This is a genomic window from Paenibacillus sp. MAHUQ-63 (assembly GCF_028765165.1).
In the GTDB taxonomy this organism is placed as follows: Bacteria; Bacillota; Bacilli; order Paenibacillales; family NBRC-103111; genus Paenibacillus_E.
This window is the reverse complement of record NZ_JARADB010000003.1, coordinates 1,399,738-1,419,059: the sequence shown is the minus strand read 5'-3', so window position 1 is coordinate 1,419,059 and position 19,322 is coordinate 1,399,738. Positions and strand designations below refer to the sequence as shown.

The following is a 19,322-nucleotide window of genomic DNA, read 5'->3' as shown; positions in this document are numbered from 1 at the left end:
TATGAGAATGAAACCTCTTCAGCTACTCTACTTTACTCAATTTCTATCTGCATGTGCCGACAACATGATTCTCTTCATCACGCTCGCCATAATTAAACAGCATGCGTTTCCCGACTATTACATCGGTGTCGTGCAGGGCTCGTTCCTTGCGGCATTCGTCCTGCTTGCGCCATTCGTCGGCGCATTCGCCGACAGAAATTCCAAGTCCCGCGTCCTTCTCGTCGGAAATGCCCTTAAAAGCCTGGGCATTCTGGCCATGTTCCTGCATGTAGACCCGGCAGTCAGCTACGGCATTGTCGGAATAGGAGCTGCCGTCTACTCGCCGGCCAAGTATGGAATTCTGCCTTCGCTGACGCATTCCGATCAGGAGCTTCTGCGGGCAAATGCAAGGCTGGAAGGTTATACGATCATGGCGATTCTGCTTGGCTCGGTGTGCGGCGGCATCCTGGCCAAGATGTCGCTCCCGGGTTCCATCTCCGCTTGCTTGGCGCTCTATTTGATTTCGCTGGCGATGACGCTTCAGATGCCTAAGCTGCACGGCAATCCGGCGATTCGCTACGGCCAGGCGGCCAAAGCTTTTGCGGCGGATATGAGATTGCTGCTGGAGGATCGGGCTACCCGTTTCTCGCTCGTCGGCACGGGCTCGTTCTGGATGACATCGTCGGTCGTTCGGCTTGCCATCATTGCCTGGGTACCGCTGCATCTCGGCATCCAGTCGGTCGATCAGATTTCGCTGCTGGTGGCCGTCACCGGCGTCGGCATCATGATCGGGGCGCTGGCGACGCCGAAGCTTGTTCCGGCCCGGCGCTATTATAATTCCTTCGTGTTCGGTATCATCATGATCATTGTCATTTTGCTGTTCCCGCTTATCACGAACCTGTACATGACGATTGCTCTGCTCCTCCTGGTGGGCTTCAGCGGCGGCGTGTTTATCGTACCGATGAATACGATCCTGCAGGATAAGGGACAGGGAATGATCGGGGCGGGGAAAACGATTGCCGTTCAAAACTTCATCGAAAATGCGATGATGCTGGGGGGCGTCGGGATCTACACGCAAATCTCCAAGGATGGGCTGTCTCCGGATCTGTCGATCACCGGGATCGCCTGCATGCTGGCCGTGTTCGTAGTCTATCTGATCGTGCAGCGGGAACGGCTGAAAACGGCGATTTAGCAGATCACCGCGATAGACGGAAGCCTCAAGATGCTGCGAATGTTTGCCTTGATACACTTTGAATAAAATAAGCAGCAGCCTTAAGTGCCCTCTGCTCTGACTCACGACGACATCGGCGATGCCGTCGTGAGACGAAGCGGCTGGGCCTATTTGTATTGCGGCGGCTCCGAGAAAGGGATGCTCACGATGTTAGATCCCCTCCCATCAATCGAAAGCGGATTCACAATGAAACCAAAAGAAAGCATAAGAATCATTACCGAGCCGCAGCTGGATTGGTAGTATTTTACTAGGAGGAAAGTATGATTGTACAGGCGATTTTGCCGAATTTTGTCTTTACATAAAGGCCGCTTGTTTGTAAAATAAACCATAGGTAAATTAATTTATAATTGTGTGAGAGAATCTAACATTCGTTAGAAGGTCTGCATGATCAGGAGGAGAACGGACTTTGAAATTCGCCAAGAGTTTGAATATGAACAGCCTGAACAACGTAAGAAATATGAAAGTCAACCTGTCCTTTCTTCGAAATCTAAAGCTCAGATTTAAGCTGCTTTTGATGAATGCGATTGCTATTTTATTCCTCCTGATCGTTGGTATTACCGGCTATTATTTCATGGATAAGATGTCTAGCAATTCTACTAGGATGTATGAGGAAAGCCTGCTTTCTGTCAAATGGATGAATCAGTTGAAATCAAATTTCAATGAAACGGAATCGTATCTGCTCGAAATGATGCTGTCCGTCGATGTGAAGTACAAAGCCAAGCTGAAAGCGAAGCTGGATGAGAGCGGCGCCGAGAATCAGGAGCTGGTCGCCAAGCTGTCCGGGATCCCGTTAACGGAGGAGGAAGCGGCCGCCTTCAAAAGTTTCGAGGAGCTGAATAAGAAATACCGGGAAATCGTAACGATGACGATGGACCATGCGACGCAAAATAACCAAGTCGCTTACCAGGTTTATAATAATGAAGTGTCCCCTCATGGCGACAAAACGATTGCGGCGCTTGATAAGCTGGTGGAGCTTAAAGAAGCCGCGGCGGAGCAGTTTCAACAAACAAGCAGCAGAGATTCGAGCATCTCGCACGGGGTCATTATTGTAGCGACTATCATCGCTATCGTGGTGATGACGGTGAATGCGCTGGCGCTCAATATGATTGTGACGACACCGATCCGCAGGCTGCAGGAACACATGGAGAAAGCGGCAGGCGGCGATCTTTCCGTGAAGGGAGATTATCCGTATGCGGATGAAGTCGGCAAATTGACCAGTTCCTTCAACGCGATGACGGGCAATTTGCGCAGCCTCGTTGCGCAAATCGCCGATAATGCGCTGACGCTATCGGCCAGCTCCGAAGAGCTGCTCGCCAGCTCCGAGCAAAGCACGCTTGCCGCCAAGCAAGTCGCTTCTTCCAGCGCACAGCTCTCGGAAGATTTCGAGAAGCAGTTCGCCGGTGTGAATCAAGCGAATGAAGCCGTGCAGCAGATGCTCACAAGCACGAAGCGGATCGACGAATCGGCGCAGGAAGTCACGGAGCTCGTCGGTCAAGCGACTGCTGCCGCGCAGAACGGCAAACGTTCCGTCGTCTCGATTGCGGGTCAAATGTCCGAGATTTCGGATGCGGTTCAAGAGGTGAACGGCGTCATCGCGGCACTTGGGAAAAATGCGCATAAGATTGGCGAGATCGTCAATGTGATCAATGAAATTTCGACGCAAACCAATTTGCTGTCGTTGAACGCTGCGATTGAAGCGGCGCGCGCAGGAGAAGCGGGCCGCGGCTTCGCTGTCGTCGCCGGAGAAGTGCGCAAGCTCGCCGAGCAGTCCGCATCTTCGGCGCGCAACATCACGGATCTGGTCTCTACGATTCAGAGACAGATCAATCACGCGGTCAGCTCGATGCATGAAGGAGCAGGCAAGGTGCAGGCCGGACTGACGATTTCCGGCGAGGCGCAGGAATCGTTTACGCACATCGAGCTGTCCGTTGAGAAGGTGAATGCCAAAGTCGAGCGGGTGAATCAGAACATTAACCAGCTCGTGGACGCCAATGTACGCATCGAACAGGTGATGGGGATCGTGAGCAGCGTGTCGGAAACCGGTATTTCCGCCAGTCAGGAGACGTCAGCCGCCAGCCAGCAGCAAATGTCGACGACGGAGGAAATCGAGAATTCCGCCAAGTCCTTGGCCGGACTGGCGGAGGAGCTGCAAATTTCACTGCAGAAATTTACCGTTTAGAAATGCCCCGCCGGTTGGAGGCGACGGCTCCGAAGCAGGTCTAACGGACACCACAGCGCTTATTAGGAGGTAAAAGGCCGATCTGGGATTTTAACGGCCAGAGGTAACGCTATTCGTTATCTTGGAGCGCGTTAGTGGCCCCGAATGGGTAAATAGAGTCGCTAGTGTCCGTTAGAGCTCAAAAGGGGCGATGGAAACGGAAATAAGAGTACCGGTGTCCGTAAGTATTACACAGCACGTGCATCAAGGCAGCCCCAGACTACTGATTTGGTCAGCGGGACTGCCTTTTTCTCTGCTTAGGAAAAAGAATCTTATTGACAAGTGTGTTCTCTATCAAGTATAATTTCATCTATTGATTGAAATGAACCATATAAACACTATAGACTAAAACCTCATTTACCCTCATTAAGACAATTTACGAGTAGAAAGTAACCCCCTCTCCTTGTTAGTTCAATCCCAATGATAGTTTGTTCAGGTAAAACCGAGGCAGCGTCTTCGTGTTTCGGCAGCAGTGTTTGTTAAGCAATTCGTACTGGCGCGGTCATTGGAGCCGCAAGGATGGAAGAGAGGTAGGGCTTTCATTGTTTTGATTCCAACACATAGAGAATGCATAATCATAGAGATCAATAATCGCAATCGAAGTGCAGCCTAATGGCGGAGCCTTTTATATTGCGCAAATCGAAATCGTTCTCGTCCTGATCACAGGACGGGGGCGATTTTTCCATTTCAGGGAAAATTCTTCATCCAACCGACTGGTGAATGCCGGCGCATTTCGATACAATGAGAGCAATCATCTGCATCAGAAGAGAAGGAGTGATTCCTGTATGAGCGAACAGCCATTCAAGCTGCAAGCCGAATGGACCGGAGGACTCGACGGCAACGGACATATCCGGTCCGGCAATCTGGATTCGGCGATCTCGGTGCCCAGCCAATTCGACGGGCCTGGCATCGGTACGAATCCGGAGGAGCTGCTGCTGGGCGCGGCGGCGACATGCTATCTCATTACGCTCGGCATGCTGCTGAAACGGCAAGGCATCGCATCGCTGCAGCTGCATTCCGAGATCTATGTGGAGAGCAGCCCGGCTATGAAGGTGAACCGTATCATTCATCGGCCGCAAATTTCCGTCAACGTTCATATGCCGGAGGAGCAGTTGGATAAAATAAACAAGGCGGTGTACCGGGCGGAGCAAGCCTGTATGATCAGCAAGGCGCTCAAAGGCAATATAGACGTGTCCGTAGAACCGGTGATTACGACCGTCCCGGAGTAGACGATTTTATCCCTCAGCAGGCTAATCCTATCCCTAGGTTCCCCCAAGAAGGCTCATTTATAATAAAAGCATCAGTAGAGAGGCGCCGTCCCCAGGAGGGTGCCTGATTCGGTTTAGAAGGGGTCCCCGAGACGACAAATGAATTTGAATAAAAAAGTTTTTATCGGTTTTTTATTATTCATTATTATCCCCTTATTCGTGCTGGGCACGGCTGTATATACGGTTTCGCAGCAGCTGATTGAGAAAAAATACGGAGACTTGACCGAGGTCACTCTGCAGGCGATATCCCGGAACATCTATTACATGTTCAAGGAAGCGAACTATTTCTCCGACTTCTGGATGGTCAAGGACAGCATTCAAGGCATTTACCGGACGATTGACGAGGTAAAGCCAGGAGAGGAGGCGCCCTCCTCCTACGATTTGAACACGTTCGATACGCTGCTGCGCGGCTCCATCCTGACGTATTCACCGATTCAATCCGTCGTCATTTATAACAACGCCGGCAGCTCCTTCAGCGCGGGAAGAACGAGCGGCAGCGCCCTGCCTTGGGCGACGCTGGCGGGCTCCACGGCCTTTGAGCAGATTAAGGAATTGAACGGCAGTCCGCTGTGGATCGGACCGTCGGAATATAAGGAGCTGGGGGCGGGCCGCGGCGAATTCTACCAAGCGCGAATGGTCAAAGATTTCTGGACGATGGACAATCTCGGCTTCATGCTGCTGAAGTTCAGATTCAATGAGCTTGATCAAATTTTCAAATCGTTCAATACGACCGAAAGCAGCTCCAAACGATACTTGCTTGTGAACAAGAGCGGACTTATTTTCTATGACAATAAGCAGGATTTGGAAGGGGCCAATGTGCTCCAGCTGCTGGGCGGCAAGCTCGATTTGCGGCAAGGCAATCAAAGTTTTCAGGCTAATTTTCAAAACGAAAAGAGCTTGGTCTCCCTCTATCATTTGAACATTAATCAGATGGGGGTGCAGGATTGGAGCGTCGTATCGATCACCTCATGGAAATATGTCGCAGGCGAAATCGAGACGATTATGAAGCTGGTTGCCGGGATTACGTTTGTTTGTTTATTTTTCGCGCTCGTATACAATCTGGTATTCGTGAGGCGTATCGTGCAGCTGATTCTGCGTATGCTCTCCTCTATGAAAAAAGTGGAACGCGGCGACCTGACGACGCGCATGGAGGAAAGCGGCAAAGATGAAACGTCGGCGCTGGCCAGAGGGTTCAACTCCCTCGTCGTGCGGGTCGAGGACCTGCTGGAAGAGGTCAAGCTGCAGCAGGACCGCAAGAACAAGGCCGAGCTGATGCTGCTGCAGGCTCAGATCAAGCCGCATTTCCTGTTCAATACGCTGGAATCGATCAATGTGCTGGCGATCCAGAATCAGGGCAGGAAAGTGAGCCAAATGGTGTACCGGCTCGGCAATCTGCTAAGGATCGGCATGGAGAACAGGGAAGAGATCACGCTCGGACAAGAGCTGGAGCATCTCAAAAGCTATCTGGAAATTCAGGAATTTCGCTTCGAGGATCAATTCCGCTATGTCATTGAGGCGGACCCCGCCGCGATGCCGTTCAACATCCTGAAGCTGACGCTTCAACCATTGGTAGAAAATGCGTTACAGCATGGCTTCGAGCCGATTGATTACATGGGGATCATCACGGTCACGGTTGCCGATGAAGGCGAACGGATCGGGTTGTATGTCGCGGATAACGGCGTAGGCATCAGCCATGAGAAATTGGCTAAATTTCATTACCGGACGGAGCTGGCGACACCTTTCCACGAAATACTCGGGGCGAACGTCAATGAAGAGCGGAGAGGGCTTGGCGTCAGCAATGTAGCGGACCGCATCCGCATCCAGTACGGCAGTCGGTACGGGATGTTTATTTGCAGCATGGAAGGGCATGGAACAACGATCAAGATTGTCATTCCCAAGACGGGAGGAGGAAGCCTATGAGACTGAAAGCGATATTGGCGGACGATGAGCCTAACATTTTGCGGAATTTACAAATGGTTATTCCATGGGCCGAGCTGGAGATCGATATAGCCGGAACGGCGAGAAACGGGATGGAAGCACTCGAGCTGTGCAAGATGCATGTGCCCGATCTGGTGATGAGCGATATTCGCATGCCCTTGATGGATGGCATTACGTTCGTCGGCCAGCTCCGGGAGATTAACGAGACGTGCAAGGTGCTTATGGTTACGGGGTATCAAGATTTCGAGTATGCCCGCTCACTAATGCGTTCCGGCGTCAGAGATTACATATTAAAGCCTATCAATTATGAAGAGCTGGAAACCAGCATACGCCATTTGGCTGGCGTTATCAGGGAGGAGAAAGCGAGCAAGCGCGAGGAGCAGATGAGATGGGGGCGGATGAAAAATCTGGCCTATGAGAAAATTTTGCAGGACGTCCTGCTCAATTGTACGGATGTTGCGGCGAACACACTGCTGCCGATCGATAACGTGGATCTGGATACGCTCAAGTATTCGTTCATGTTGATCGACGTGGACGATTACTCGCAGCAATCGCTCCATTGGCCGGAACAGGAGAGGAAGCTGTGGAATTTCGCGGTCCGCAACGTGCTGCAGGATTCTATGGCCGGGCACAAGGCTGAATTCTCCGTCCTGCAGATGCGGGAAGGCGAATGGTGTTTACTGATTCAGTGGGATGAGTCGGACACGGACGAATCATCGGATGCCAGGCTTGGCGGGCTGGCAGCACAATTGCAGAAGAATGTGCGGGAATCGGTGAAGCTGGGCATCAGCGTTGGCTTCTATCCTGCCGCAGTGGGACTGCGTGAGCTGTCCGGCACATACCGCAAGCTGCAGCGGTTCATGCAGCTTAACATGGGCAAGCAGGAAGCCGTGCTGCGCTATAAAGAGTCGCAAGAGCCCGCGGATGCGAACAGCTCGTTGTGGTTTCTGGTTGAGGAGGTGGTGACCGGCCTCAAACAGCTGAATCGCGCCAAAACCGAGGATGCTTTGAACCGGTTGAAGACGCTGCTGGAAGGGCTGCCGAACAGTTCCTTCGCCAGAGCTTATCAAATGCTGCATTTTCTGATCTTGCACGTGCTGCGCGAGCTGCGGGAGATGAGTTCGCTGAATGTGCAAGAGGAGGAGCGGGTGTGGCGCCAGTTGGACCAAAGCGAAAGCATTCCGCATCTGTTCCAAGTCATGGAGCAGCTCGCCGCGATCGGACTGGAAGGCGCGAATAAGAAGAAAAACAGCGAGGTGCTGATGGCGCAGGCGAAGGAGTATATCCGCACACATTATTCGAGCGACTTCGGCATCGATGACGTCGCCGGCTCCCTCGGCATATCATCAAGCTATTTCAGCTTGTTGTTCAAGCAGCATTTCGCGGAAACTTTCGTGGAGTATGTCACCAGGCACCGGATGGAGCTGGCCAAATCGATGCTGCTGCACAGCGACAAGAGCATAACCGATATCGGCAAATCCGTCGGGTATGTCGAGCGGCGTTATTTCACCAAAGTATTCCAGAAGTTCACCGGCGAGATCCCGTCGGAGTACCGGGAGAAGCGCATGGAGGCAAAGTAGAGAAATTTGCCCCTGGATGAGGAATTTGTAGGTCTTCAGGGTGAACGACCGTTCAATTATACTTATTTTGCAAGCTTGGAGGCGACCGAGGAACATGGCAAAAAGTAAGTGGAGATTGGCAGCCGGGCTCGTCGCCGTTTCGCTCGCGGCGTCAGCCTGCAGCAGCGCAAACCTGACGAATCCGGGCGGCGAAGCTCCGGCGCCTGGCGCCAAAGAGGAGCCTGTCCTGCTGACAATCCGCCATACGCAGGTGAAAGATACGCAGAAGAAGCGGCTGGCCATGCTGCAGGAGGTAGTGAAAGCAACCGAGGCGAAGGTGCCGGGCTTATCGATCACGCTGGACGGCGTCGAGGACAAGGTGAACCGGTTCGAGAAGCTGAGAGCCGAGATGGCAGCCGGAAATCCGCCGGAAATCTTCGATTTGTTCGGAGGCACCGATACGAGGGATTATGTCAAAGCGAACAGGCTCCTTGATCTGACGCCTATTCTGGCGGAGCTGGGACTTACGGATAAGTTCTACAGCTTCGAGGAGTTTACGGTAGACGGCAAAATTTACGGGATCCCGATGGCAGGGTATGTCGAGGGGCTTTATTATAACAAAAAGCTTTTGTCCGACCAACAGATAGATCCGCCCCGAACCTGGGAGGAGCTGATCGCCGCCGCCGCCAAGCTGAAGGCGCGGAAAATCACGCCTTTTGCGCTCGCCGCCAAAGATTCCTGGGTCATCAATATGATGATCAATACGATGTGGGTTCGTACGGCCGGTCCCCAATCCGTCGAAGGGTTGCTTGACGGCAGCAAGCGATGGACGGATCCCGATGTAGCCGACGCTTTCGAGAAGTACAATATGCTGGTGAAAAAAGGATATTTTCAAGAAGGCAGCCTGGCGCTCTCCTATGCCGAACAGCAAAATAAATTCAGCAGCGGCGAAGCTGCATTCATGTTCGACGGCTCCTGGGCCAATACGCCATTGCTCGATCCCGAGAAGTCGACGATCGCGAACGACGTAGGATTCATGAGCTTCCCGGACATGGGCGGGCCGGGAGACGGCTATATTAACGGCGGCTGGTCCAACGCTTACGGCTTTTCCAGGAAAGCGACGCCAGCTCAGCTCGTGGCGATCAAGGAATTCATCCGCCAGATGTATAACGAACCGATGCAGAAAAGGCAGCTTGTCGAAGAAGGCATGCCGCCTGCGATGAAGCTTCAGGACACCAGCAATGTGAATCCGCTCGTTACCGAGATTTTACAAGTGTTCGCTAGCAGCAAAGGGGCTTTCCCCGCCTTCGACTCGCGCATCCAGACCAAGGTTCGGGAGAAGCTGGAGCGCGGCATGCAGGAGCTGGTAGGCGGAAGAACGGACCCGGCCTCGTTGATGGCGGATATCCAGAAGCAGCAGGAGGCTTCCAATAAGGAAGAAACTCATACGAAATAGTAGGTTAAGCCATGAAACAAGCAGGAAGAAGCCGGTTAGCTTACGCCATTTTTACGATTCCCACGCTGCTCTTACTCGTCATTTTCTTCATATCCCCCATGATGATGTCCTTCCGGTACGGATTCACAGCGTGGAACGGGGTATCGCCGGCCCGATGGAATGGTCTGCACAATTTCATCACGGCGTTCCAGGACCCATATTTCTGGATGGCCGTGCGAAATAATTTGTATTTTATCGTATTCTCCGTAGGCTTGCAGATCCCGTTCATTCTCGGATTATCGCTGACGTTGAGCAGAGTCCGGCGGTGGATGGCCTTCTATCGAACGATGATCTTCCTTCCGACGATTTTGTCAACGGCCGTGATCGGAGTGCTCTGGGGCTTCATCTACCATCCCGAAGCGGGCTTGCTGAACCAGGTGCTGGAGGCCGCCGGTCTGCAGACATGGCAGCATACTTGGCTGGCGGATGAATCGACCGCGATGCTGTCCGTGCTCGTGACGAACGCTTGGCAGTGGATCGGCTTCTACGTCATTCTGGTCGTGTCGGCGATTCATGCCATTCCGAAGAGCATTCTGGAGGCGTCAGAGATGGACGGAGCATCGAGCTTCCGGCAAGCCTGGTCGATGACGCTTCCGCTTCTGCGGCCCGTCATCCTAGTGATGATCCTGCTGTCGATAACCGGAGGCATGAAGGCGCTTGATATCGTTTTCGTCATGACAGGCGGCAATCCATACGGGATTACGGAAGTGATGGGTACCTACATGTATAAGAAAGCGTACAGGATAGGCGAATACGGCTACGCCAATGCAATTGCGCTGCTCCTATTATTATTTACCGGACTATTGACGTCCGTTTTCGGATGGATGACGGCGAAGCAAGAGGAGGTGCGGCTGTGATGAAGCGGGCGCCTCGAAATGCGCTGCCGCATGCCGTCCTGGCTCTGTATATCGGCATTATTTTATTACCAATGGGTTGGGTACTCCTCTCCTCCTTCAAAACGAATAAGGAAATCATCACTTCGCCCTGGTCTTGGCCGAACGAATGGCTCATATCTAATTATTGGAACGCCTGGACGGGAGCGCACGTTTCCCAATATTTCACGAACAGTCTAGTCATTTCAATCATATCGGCAGCGATGACGCTGCTGCTTGGCACAGCTACGTCATTCGCGCTGACACGCATGACATTTCCGCGCTTGAGCAAAGCGATCAGACGAGTGCTGATGCTGGCGCTGCTAGTACCCGCAGGCTCGCTGCTTGTACCGCTATATATGCTGCTAAGAAGCTTGCATTTGTATAATACACCTATGGCTTTAATCTTGCCTTACATAACGGTTGGACTGCCGCTCACGGTTTTCATGGTTAATGCGATCTTCAAGTCCATTCCCAGTGAGCTGGAGGATGCGGGTATCATGGACGGCCTCTCGATCTACGGATTGCTGGGGCGCGTCCTCGTCCCGACGACAGCTCCTATGCTCCTCCCCGTGTTTATGCTCAACTTCCTCAGCAGTTGGAACGAGTTCATGATGGCTAATTTGTTCCAGTCCAAAGAGAGACTTCGCACATTGCCGGTCAGCATGGTTGCCTTCTACGACCAGCTGAATATGAACTACGGCTCGCTATGTGCGGCGATTATGTTCAGTCTCGTTCCCGTCGTTCTGATCTACCTGTTTTTGCAGAAGCGCATGATCGAAAGCGTTAAAGCTTAACCCTACTATCAAGGAGCGTGTTCATCGATGTCATCCTCGTCCAACACTTCACATCTTCCTTTAACTCTGCGGCAAAAAGTAGGTCAAATGTTTATCTGCGGGTTCCAAACGATGGAGCCGAATGATGCCGTTACGCAGCTAATCGAGCAGTATGGGCTCGGCGGCGTCATCTATTTCCGGCGCAATGTGAAAGATGCCCGCCAATTGGCACAATTATCGGCCCAACTGCAGGAACGGAGCCAGCGCAGCGGCGGGCAGCCGTTGTTCATTGCGGTGGATCAAGAAGGCGGGATGGTGTCCCGGATTGAACAAGGAGCGACGCTGCTACCGGGCAACATGGCGCTGGGAGCGACTTTTGCCCCAGCCGGAGTATATGCCAGCTCCAAAATTATGGGAAAAGAGCTGCGCCAAATGGGCGTGAATATGAATTTCGCCCCGTGCCTCGATATTAACAATAACCGGCTGAATCCGGTCATTGGGGTGCGCTCTTACGGGGAAACGGCCGCTATCGTCGGCGACATGGGCACGCACGCGGTCAGAGGCTTGCAGGATACAGGCGTCATTGCGACGGTCAAGCACTTCCCCGGGCATGGCGATACGTCGGAGGATTCGCATCATGACCTTCCGGTTGTGCCGCATAGCATGGAGCGTTTGATGGAGCTGGAATTGGCTCCCTTCATCCAAGCGATCGAAGGCGGCGTAGACGCCATTATGACGGCGCATGTCGTATTCGCTGCGCTGGAGCCAAGCGGAGTTCCGTCGACGCTGTCCTATCGCATTTTGACGGAGCTGCTGCGAAAGGAGCTTGGTTTCCAAGGCTTGATCGTCACCGACTGCCTGGAAATGAAAGCGATCTCCGAGGGGATCGGCGTGGCCGAGGGAGCGGTGCGCGCGGTGGAAGCCGGCTCGGATTTGATCCTCGTCAGCCATACGCTGGAACGTCAAATAGCCGCTATAGAGGCGGTAATTGCTGCCGTAGAAAGCGGCCGGATTGCGGAATCCCGCATTGACGAATCCCTGCTGCGGATAATGACTCATAAATGCAAGCGTGAAATTGCTTTCGATAAGCTGGTCCCTGTCCCGGACGAACCGATTTCGACTCCGGAGCACCAGCTCTTGGCGAAGGAGCTTAGCCGCAAAAGCATTACGCTGGTGAAAGCCGAAACCGCCAAATTCGTGGACATGCACGAATCGCTTCTGGTCGTCTGGACGGAAGTGCAGGCAGGCACGGAGATCGATGAAGTGGTGGAGCGTCAGGGCACGCTGGGCAGCGCATTAGCGGATATTTCCGGCCAGCCTGTCGAAGAGGTGTACGTGGGATTATTTCCGTCAGAGCCGGAAATCGAGACCATCTTGCAAGCTGCCGAAGGCAAGCAGCAAGTCGTGGTCGTGACGTACAACGCCACTTTCTCACAGGGGCAAACACAGCTGGTGAAGGAGCTGGCCAAACGCGAAGCGCTGCATCTCATCGTCGCTGCGGGCCGTAACCCGTACGATCTGCTCCAATTCCCCGAGGTGAAGACCTACTTGGCCTGCTACGAGAATCGCCCGCTGGCGATGGCCTCTCTCGCGAGCGTGCTTCTAGGCAAAGAGAAGCCCGTCGGGCGGCTGCCTGTTACGCTGTCGGAGCTATATCCCATTGGATGGAGGCAGGAGATATGAGGGGGAAGAGCGAGAGCGAGCAAGTCCGGAACTTGGCGACAGGCCAGACATACTCTGACGCAGATGCGGGTGTGTGTGCGGAAGTTGAGGGAGCGAGGGAAATGCAGGATGTGAGTGTTGAAGGTGAAGGAGTGGGGGAGTCGCAGGATGCGAGTGTGGAAAGTGAAGGAGTGAGGGAGGTGCAGGATGTGAGTGCGAAAGTTGAGGGAGCGAGGGAGTCGCAGGGCGTAAGTGTGGAAGGTGAGGGAGTGCGTGAGGTGCAGGATGTGAGTGCGGCGAAAGGGACCACCGAGAGCCAGGATGGCGATGACGAGGGTATACTTCTGCGGGATTGTTACGTCGGGGTTGATCTTGGCGGCACCAAAATGTTAGCCGCCCTCATTGCCAGCGATGGCACCATCATCGCGAAAGACGAAATCCCCACCCTCGCGCAGCAGGGTGAGGCGGCCGTGCTCGATCGGCTGTGCAGCCTGATCGACAAGCTCATCGCGGCGGCGCCTGGCGGCCGCGACGTTCTCCGCGGCATTGGCGTAGCCACCGCGGGCACGCTGGATACGGCGAACGGTGTCGTCACGTTCGCCGCCAACCTCGGCTGGCGCGACGTTCCCGTCGCCGCCGTGCTCTCTGACCGCTTCGCATGCGCGGTCAGAGTAGAGAACGACGCCACCGCCGCGGCGGTCGGCGAATGGCTGGCCGGCGCCGGTGAAGGCGCGCCGGACTGCATCTATGTGACGATCTCCACGGGGATCGGCGGGGGTATCATCTCCGGCGGGCGACTGATCGCCGGAACGAACGGTAACGCAGGGGAGCTCGGCCACATTTCCATCGATGGAAATGGGCTGCTCTGCCCCTGCGGGAACGTGGGGTGCCTGGAGCTCTATGCGTCAGGCACCGCCATTGGCCGCCGCGGCGCAGAGCTCGTACGCGCAGGCGGCGAAGGCGCGCTCACGCGGCTGTCGGGCGGGGACCCGGGCCGCGTGGATGCGCGGCTCGTTGCGGCTGCAGCCGCGGAAGGGGATGCCGATGCTGCAGGCATCCTGCGCGAAGCGGGCCGAGCACTCGGCATCGGGCTCGTGAGTATCCTCCACCTGCTGAATCCGCAGGTGGTCGTTCTTGGCGGCGGCGCTTCGCGGATCGGCGAGGGACTGCTCGGACCGATGCGCGAGATCGTCGAAGAGCGCTGCTTGCCTTCGATTCGCCAGCCGGTCCGGTTCGCATCATCCTCGCTTGGCTCGGCCGCCGGGGCTGTCGGCGCTGCGCTGCTGATGTCACAGTCACGCTGAACCTTTATGACCGGTCATATGACCTATGTCACTAGACGGTAACCACCTTTTTCGTTAAATTGAATAAGGCTTATGAAACTTTATTTCTTTTTTTCTCGTCAAGAAGAAGTTAAGTTTTATGGACTAATGAATGAAGAAGGGGTGTTTTTTCTTATGTCTCAAACAATAGCTTCGGACGCGCCTACGATGCGATCCTTTTTCGCTAATCGTTTCGTGCAGTCCATTATGCTATCGGGCCTTTTTCTGCAAATCGGCATCTGGATCCGCAACTTTGCGATACTTCTCTATGTAACGGATATGACGAATAATAATCCTTATTCGATTTCTTTGATTTCGGTGGCCGAGTTCGCACCAATTTTTATCTTCTCTTTCATTGGCGGCGCGTTCGCCGACCGGTGGAGACCCAAACTGACGATGGTTTGGTGTGATATATTAAGCGCCATTTCCGTATTTGTTATCATGGTGACGCTGTACTTCGGCTCGTGGAAGGCGATCTTTTTCGCCACGCTTGTGTCGTCGATTTTGTCCCAATTTTCTCAACCTTCCGGCATGAAGCTGTTCAAAGTCCATGTTCACGAATCCCAAATGCAAATGGGGATGTCGCTATTCCAATCGATGATGGCGATCTTCATGATTTTGGGGCCAATTATGGGAACGTTCGTGTACTACCACTTCGGGATTGAAGTGGCGGTTGCCATTATGGGCGTGTGTTTCCTTTTATCCGCGCTGGTGCTGACATTTCTGCCTGCCGACCGCAAAAATATCGGAGATACCGAGAAACCGTCCACGCACATTATCGCAGAAATGGGTCAAGGGTTCAGGTATGTTCTGAAGAATAAAATGCTTGTCACCTTAGGCGGATGTTTCTTGGTAGCCGGACTCGGGATCGGTCTTATCTCCCAGCTTGGCATTTTTTTGGTAACCGAAAATCTATCCTTGCCGAAACAAGATCTACAATGGTTCATGGCAGCCAACGGGGTTGCGATGATTGTCGGGGGCGGCTTGACGATGGGCTTCTCCAAAAAAGTATCACCGCAGATGCTCCTTATTATCGGCATGGCGGTAAACGTCGTTGCATTCACTGTGTTAGGACTTACGCATCTGGTTTGGCTGGCGCTAGTGTTCCAATTTATGTCCGGTCTCGTGATGCCGGCCATTCAAATCGGTATTTCGACGATGATTCTAGGCAATACCGAAGAGTCCTTCGTCGGGCGTGTCAATGGGATTTTGAACCCGTTGTTTATGGGAGCGATGGTTCTGACGATGAGCTTGACTGGCAGCATTAAAGCTGCTTTCCCGCTTGCAAGCATTTATATTGCTTCTGCCGCGTTGTTTGTAATTGGCATTCTGATCATGCTTCCGACGCTGAAGTATAAGGCGAATGCAATTAATCAGACAAGTGGCGAGGAAGCAAAAGCCGGTTAATAGTGATAGTGATAGTATTGGTTTGGATGGAACTGCCCGAGCGGCGGTTCCATTTTTTCTGCCTTCTTTCTCTTACCCTCGAGTGTGTAGCCTGAACATCGTTTCTGGCCACTATCCCATTCGCTCAGTGTGTTGGATGAACGCTCCTTCTGGCCACTATCCCATTGGCTCAGTGTGTTGGATGAACTTTCCTTCTGGCCACTATCCCGTTCGCTCAGGATTATGGATGAATTGCCTCTTCTAGCCACTATCCCATTCGCTCAGTGCGTGGGATGAAAGCCGCTTCTGGTCACTATCCCATTCGCTCAGTGCGTCGGATGGACGCTGCTTCTGGCCACTATCCCATCCGTAGTGCGTGAGATGAAAGCCGCTTCTGGCCACTATCCCGTTCGCTCAGTGTGTTGGATGGACGCCGCTTCTGGCCATTCCCCCATTCGCTCAGGTATATCTCCGCACCTGACTCAAGGGGATAGTGGAGAGAGAGCCGGCCAAGTAACTCCGCCCCTGATCCAAGGGGATAGTGTCCAAAGAGAGCCGGCCAAACAATTCCGCCCCTGACTCAAGGGGATAGTGGAGGGAGAGCCGGCCAAGTAACTCCACACCTGATCCAAGGGGATAGTGTCCAAAGAAAGCCGGCCAAGTAACTCCGCCCCTGATCCAAAGGGATAGTGTCCAAAGAGAGCCGGCCAAACAACTCCGTACCTGACCCAAGGGGATAGTGTCCAAAGAGAGCCTGCCAAGTAACTCCGCTCCTGATCCAAGGGGATAGTGTCCAAAGAAAGCCGGCCAAGTAACTCCGCCCCTGATCCAAGGGGATAGTGTCCAAAGAAAGCCGGCCAAGTAACTCCGCCCCTGATCCAAGGGGATAGTGTCCAAAGGAGCCCGCCAAACAACTCCGTACCTGACCCAAGGGGATAGTGTCCAAAGAGAGCCGGCCAAGTAACTCCGCTCCTGATTCAAGGGGATAGTAGCCAAAGAGAACCGGCCATACAACTCCGCAGCTGATCCAAGGGGTGAGTGGTCAAAGAAGCCCACCCAACATCGACTCCGGACAAAAAGGATAGTACAGCAGCTTCGGGGCACATTACTGCAAAGCCTTTCGTTTTCTGCTAGGATAACGATAGGAAAGGTGTGTGAAACATGCTTCAATTGTTCGTCGATATGATGGAGCGGGTGGGCTTCTTGATCGCGCTGGCGTTCGCTTTCTCTCGCAGCCGCTGGATGCGCAGTTATATGAGCTATCAGGGCGCACGGACGTATCAGTGGCGCTTCCTGGTATTCTTTTCCGCCTACGCGATCCTGGCCACCTACTCCGGCGTGACGGTCTCGGATTATTCGTACCGGCCGGCGCCATGGATCGGCGAAGTCGCACCGACGGCAGCCATCGCGAATGCGCGAACCGTCGGCGTGGTCATCGCCGGGCTGCTTGGCGGCGTCAAGAGCGGCTTCATTGTCGGCGCTATCGCCGGCCTGCATCGGTACAGCCTGGGCGGCTTCGTCGCCGTTGCGTGCATGATTGCGCCGATGCTGCAGGGGGTGCTCGCCGGCTTATGCCGCAATGCTTTCAAGAAACGGTTTCGCAAAGTTTCCTCCGTTCAGTTGGCATTCGTCGTCGGTTTTCTAGCGGAAGCGCTGCAAATGATTCTTATCCTTGCGCTCGCCAAGCCGTGGGGAGAAGCCGTCAACCTGGTGTCGCTTATCGGCTTGCCGCAGACGTTAGCTAACAGCGTCGGTGTGGCGCTTTATTTCGTGTTGTACAACACGATGGAACGGGAAGAGGCGCGGATCGGCGCGGAACATGCGCATCAGGCGCTGCAAATTGCGGACATGACGATGCCCCTGTGGCGGCTGGAATTCGACAAGGCGGTAGCGGGAATTGCCAAAGTGCTGCATGGGGAAATGAAGGCGGTTGGGGCGTTTTTCAGCAAAGACGGCGAAGCATGGATCGCGGAAGGCAGAAAAACGAAATATTGGAGCGATCTGCTTATCCGCGTCCCCCATCGACCGCCGATCGGGCATTTCCGCTTATATTACGAAAGGGAGCAGGATGACAATCCGTCCCGCCGGAGAATGCTCGCTTCTCTGGCCGAGCTGCTGTCCCAGCAGTATGCGTTCGTGGAATCCGAGCGGCAGACGCAGCTGCTCGCCGATGCGGAGATCCGCTCTCTGCAGGCGCAGATGAATCCGCATTTCCTGTTCAATGTGCTGAACACGGTCAAGTCGTTCATCCGTACGAAGCCGGAAGAGGCTCGGCAGATGGTGATGCATTTGTCCAAATTTTTGCGGAAAAATATGAGCCACGGCAATGAGCGCCTGGTCACGATCCGGGACGAATATGAGCTGGTGATGTCATATCTCAGTCTTATCAAGTCCCGTCTTGGCGATCAGATGGAATTTTACGCCGATATTGAAGAAAGACTGCTGGAGCGGTCGATCCCTCCCTTCACGATTCAGCCCTTGGTCGAGAATGCCATCGTTCACGGCATCAAAAACAAGCCAGGCATTGGCATCATCCGCCTGACGGTGAAGGAGGAGCAGGAGGACGGGGGGAGGCTGCGCACCAGGATCACGGTGGAGGACAATGGCGTCGGTCTGGAAGCGGCGGAACTTCAAAGCCAAGAGGAGCATACCGGCATGGCTCTGCGAAATATTGAACAGCGGTTAAGCTATCATTATGGCGGCGATCATCCGCTGGACATTCAAAGTACGCCGGGAGAAGGTACAATCATTAAATTTTGGGTAAGGTGATCGAAATGGGATGGAACGTTGTCATTGCAGACGATGAAGAGCCGGCTAGAGAGGAATTGGTCTATCTGCTGGAACAGTGCGAAGAGGTGGACAAGGTTACCGCGGCAACCGGCGGCATGGATGCGATCAAGAAGGTGAAAGAGCAAGCTCCGGACGTTTTGTTTCTGGATATGGATATGCCGGACTTGAATGGACTGCAGGTTGCCGAAATCGTAGGGGAACTGAACCCGCAGGTGAAAATCGTCTTCTCGACCGCATACGATCAATATGCAGTTCATGCGTTCAAACTGCGCGCTTTTCATTATATGCTGAAGCCGTACGACGAGGAGGATATTGCGATCGTATTTCGGGAGCTGCGCAAAATACAGCAGCCAAGCGGCGGATCCGCTGTCCCAAGCACGGCGGGCCAAACGGCGCCTTCCGCCAAATCGAGTGTGAAGCTGGCGCTGGAGCTGGGGGAAGGGATCATTTATGTATCCCCGAAGGATATCATGTACATCAGCAAAGAGGTGAAGCATGTGCAGGTGCACCTGTACGATAAAGCGTATCATGTCTCGTATACGTTGTCGGAGCTGGAACAGAAGCTCGAGCCCTACGGTTTTTTTCGCTGCCACAAAAGCTATCTCGTTAACCTTGCCGCCATCTCCGAGATGAAGTCATGGGTGAATGGCGCTTATAATTTGCTGATGGAGGATGCGGAGCGAAGCTCCATTCCCGTTAGCCGGAACTATGTGAAGCTGCTGCGTTTGAAGCTCGAAATATAACATCATGAGGCTCGAAAATGGCATGTTGCGTTTCAGGTATTCCGCTTGTTGCCCAAACAAGCTATACTTCCTGTAAGCGCTAT

The 19,322-nt window shown here is 53.7% G+C and carries 13 protein-coding genes and 1 pseudogene; 13 read left to right on the top strand and 1 reads right to left on the bottom strand.

All coding sequences use genetic code 11. The features are described 5' to 3' along the window. The first annotated feature begins 1 nt into the window (after window position 1). Complete coding sequence (gene lplT / locus PUT07_RS22055; protein WP_274470611.1) at window positions 2-1,171, top strand: lysophospholipid transporter LplT; 1,170 nt, start codon at window positions 2-4, stop codon at window positions 1,169-1,171. Window positions 1,172-1,186: 15 nt separating this feature from the next. Here the strand turns inward: lplT and PUT07_RS35650 are convergent. Beyond that, window positions 1,187-1,321: pseudogene (locus tag PUT07_RS35650) on the bottom strand (hypothetical protein); the annotation flags it as partial. Between the two features lie 295 nt (window positions 1,322-1,616). On the opposite strand from PUT07_RS35650, the gene PUT07_RS22050 reads away from it, so the two are divergent. The 12 genes from PUT07_RS22050 (at window position 1,617) to PUT07_RS21995 (ending at window position 19,239) form a co-directional block, all read left to right on the top strand. After that, a complete protein-coding gene (locus tag PUT07_RS22050) occupies window positions 1,617-3,389 on the top strand; it encodes a methyl-accepting chemotaxis protein (protein ID WP_274470610.1) in 1,773 nt (590 codons plus the stop codon). 824 nt (window positions 3,390-4,213) lie between these two features. Further along, complete coding sequence (locus PUT07_RS22045) at window positions 4,214-4,657, top strand: OsmC family protein (protein WP_274470609.1); 444 nt, start codon at window positions 4,214-4,216, stop codon at window positions 4,655-4,657. 138 nt (window positions 4,658-4,795) lie between these two features. Then, the gene (locus PUT07_RS22040; protein WP_274470608.1) at window positions 4,796-6,616 is read left to right on the top strand and encodes a cache domain-containing sensor histidine kinase; all 1,821 of its coding nucleotides are present in this window, start codon (window positions 4,796-4,798) and stop codon (window positions 6,614-6,616) included. Beyond that, on the top strand, window positions 6,613-8,214 hold the full coding sequence (locus PUT07_RS22035; protein ID WP_274470607.1) for a response regulator: 1,602 nt from the start codon (window positions 6,613-6,615) through the stop codon (window positions 8,212-8,214). The genes PUT07_RS22040 and PUT07_RS22035 overlap by 4 nt, the downstream gene beginning before the upstream one ends. Before the next feature lie 94 nt (window positions 8,215-8,308). Then, window positions 8,309-9,649: an extracellular solute-binding protein gene (locus tag PUT07_RS22030; RefSeq protein WP_274470606.1), complete on the top strand. Its 1,341-nt coding sequence runs from the start codon at window positions 8,309-8,311 to the stop codon at window positions 9,647-9,649. A gap of 11 nt (window positions 9,650-9,660) precedes the next feature. Next, complete coding sequence (locus PUT07_RS22025) at window positions 9,661-10,545, top strand: carbohydrate ABC transporter permease (protein WP_274470605.1); 885 nt, start codon at window positions 9,661-9,663, stop codon at window positions 10,543-10,545. Further along, the gene (locus PUT07_RS22020) at window positions 10,545-11,357 is read left to right on the top strand and encodes a carbohydrate ABC transporter permease (RefSeq protein ID WP_274470930.1); all 813 of its coding nucleotides are present in this window, start codon (window positions 10,545-10,547) and stop codon (window positions 11,355-11,357) included. Before PUT07_RS22025 ends, PUT07_RS22020 begins: the two co-directional genes overlap by 1 nt. A gap of 27 nt (window positions 11,358-11,384) precedes the next feature. Further along, window positions 11,385-13,019: a beta-N-acetylhexosaminidase gene (gene nagZ, locus PUT07_RS22015; RefSeq protein ID WP_274470604.1), complete on the top strand. Its 1,635-nt coding sequence runs from the start codon at window positions 11,385-11,387 to the stop codon at window positions 13,017-13,019. Window positions 13,020-13,207: 188 nt separating this feature from the next. Continuing rightward, window positions 13,208-14,302, top strand: a complete 1,095-nt coding sequence (locus tag PUT07_RS22010) for an ROK family protein (protein WP_274470603.1) — start codon at window positions 13,208-13,210, stop codon at window positions 14,300-14,302. Window positions 14,303-14,455: 153 nt separating this feature from the next. Further along, window positions 14,456-15,727, top strand: a complete 1,272-nt coding sequence (locus PUT07_RS22005; RefSeq protein ID WP_274470602.1) for an MFS transporter — start codon at window positions 14,456-14,458, stop codon at window positions 15,725-15,727. Window positions 15,728-16,867: 1,140 nt separating this feature from the next. Then, a complete protein-coding gene (locus tag PUT07_RS22000) occupies window positions 16,868-18,475 on the top strand; it encodes a LytS/YhcK type 5TM receptor domain-containing protein (RefSeq protein ID WP_274470601.1) in 1,608 nt (535 codons plus the stop codon). A gap of 5 nt (window positions 18,476-18,480) precedes the next feature. Beyond that, window positions 18,481-19,239, top strand: coding sequence for a LytR/AlgR family response regulator transcription factor (locus tag PUT07_RS21995; RefSeq protein ID WP_274470600.1), 759 nt, complete (start codon window positions 18,481-18,483; stop codon window positions 19,237-19,239). Window positions 19,240-19,322 lie beyond the last annotated feature (83 nt).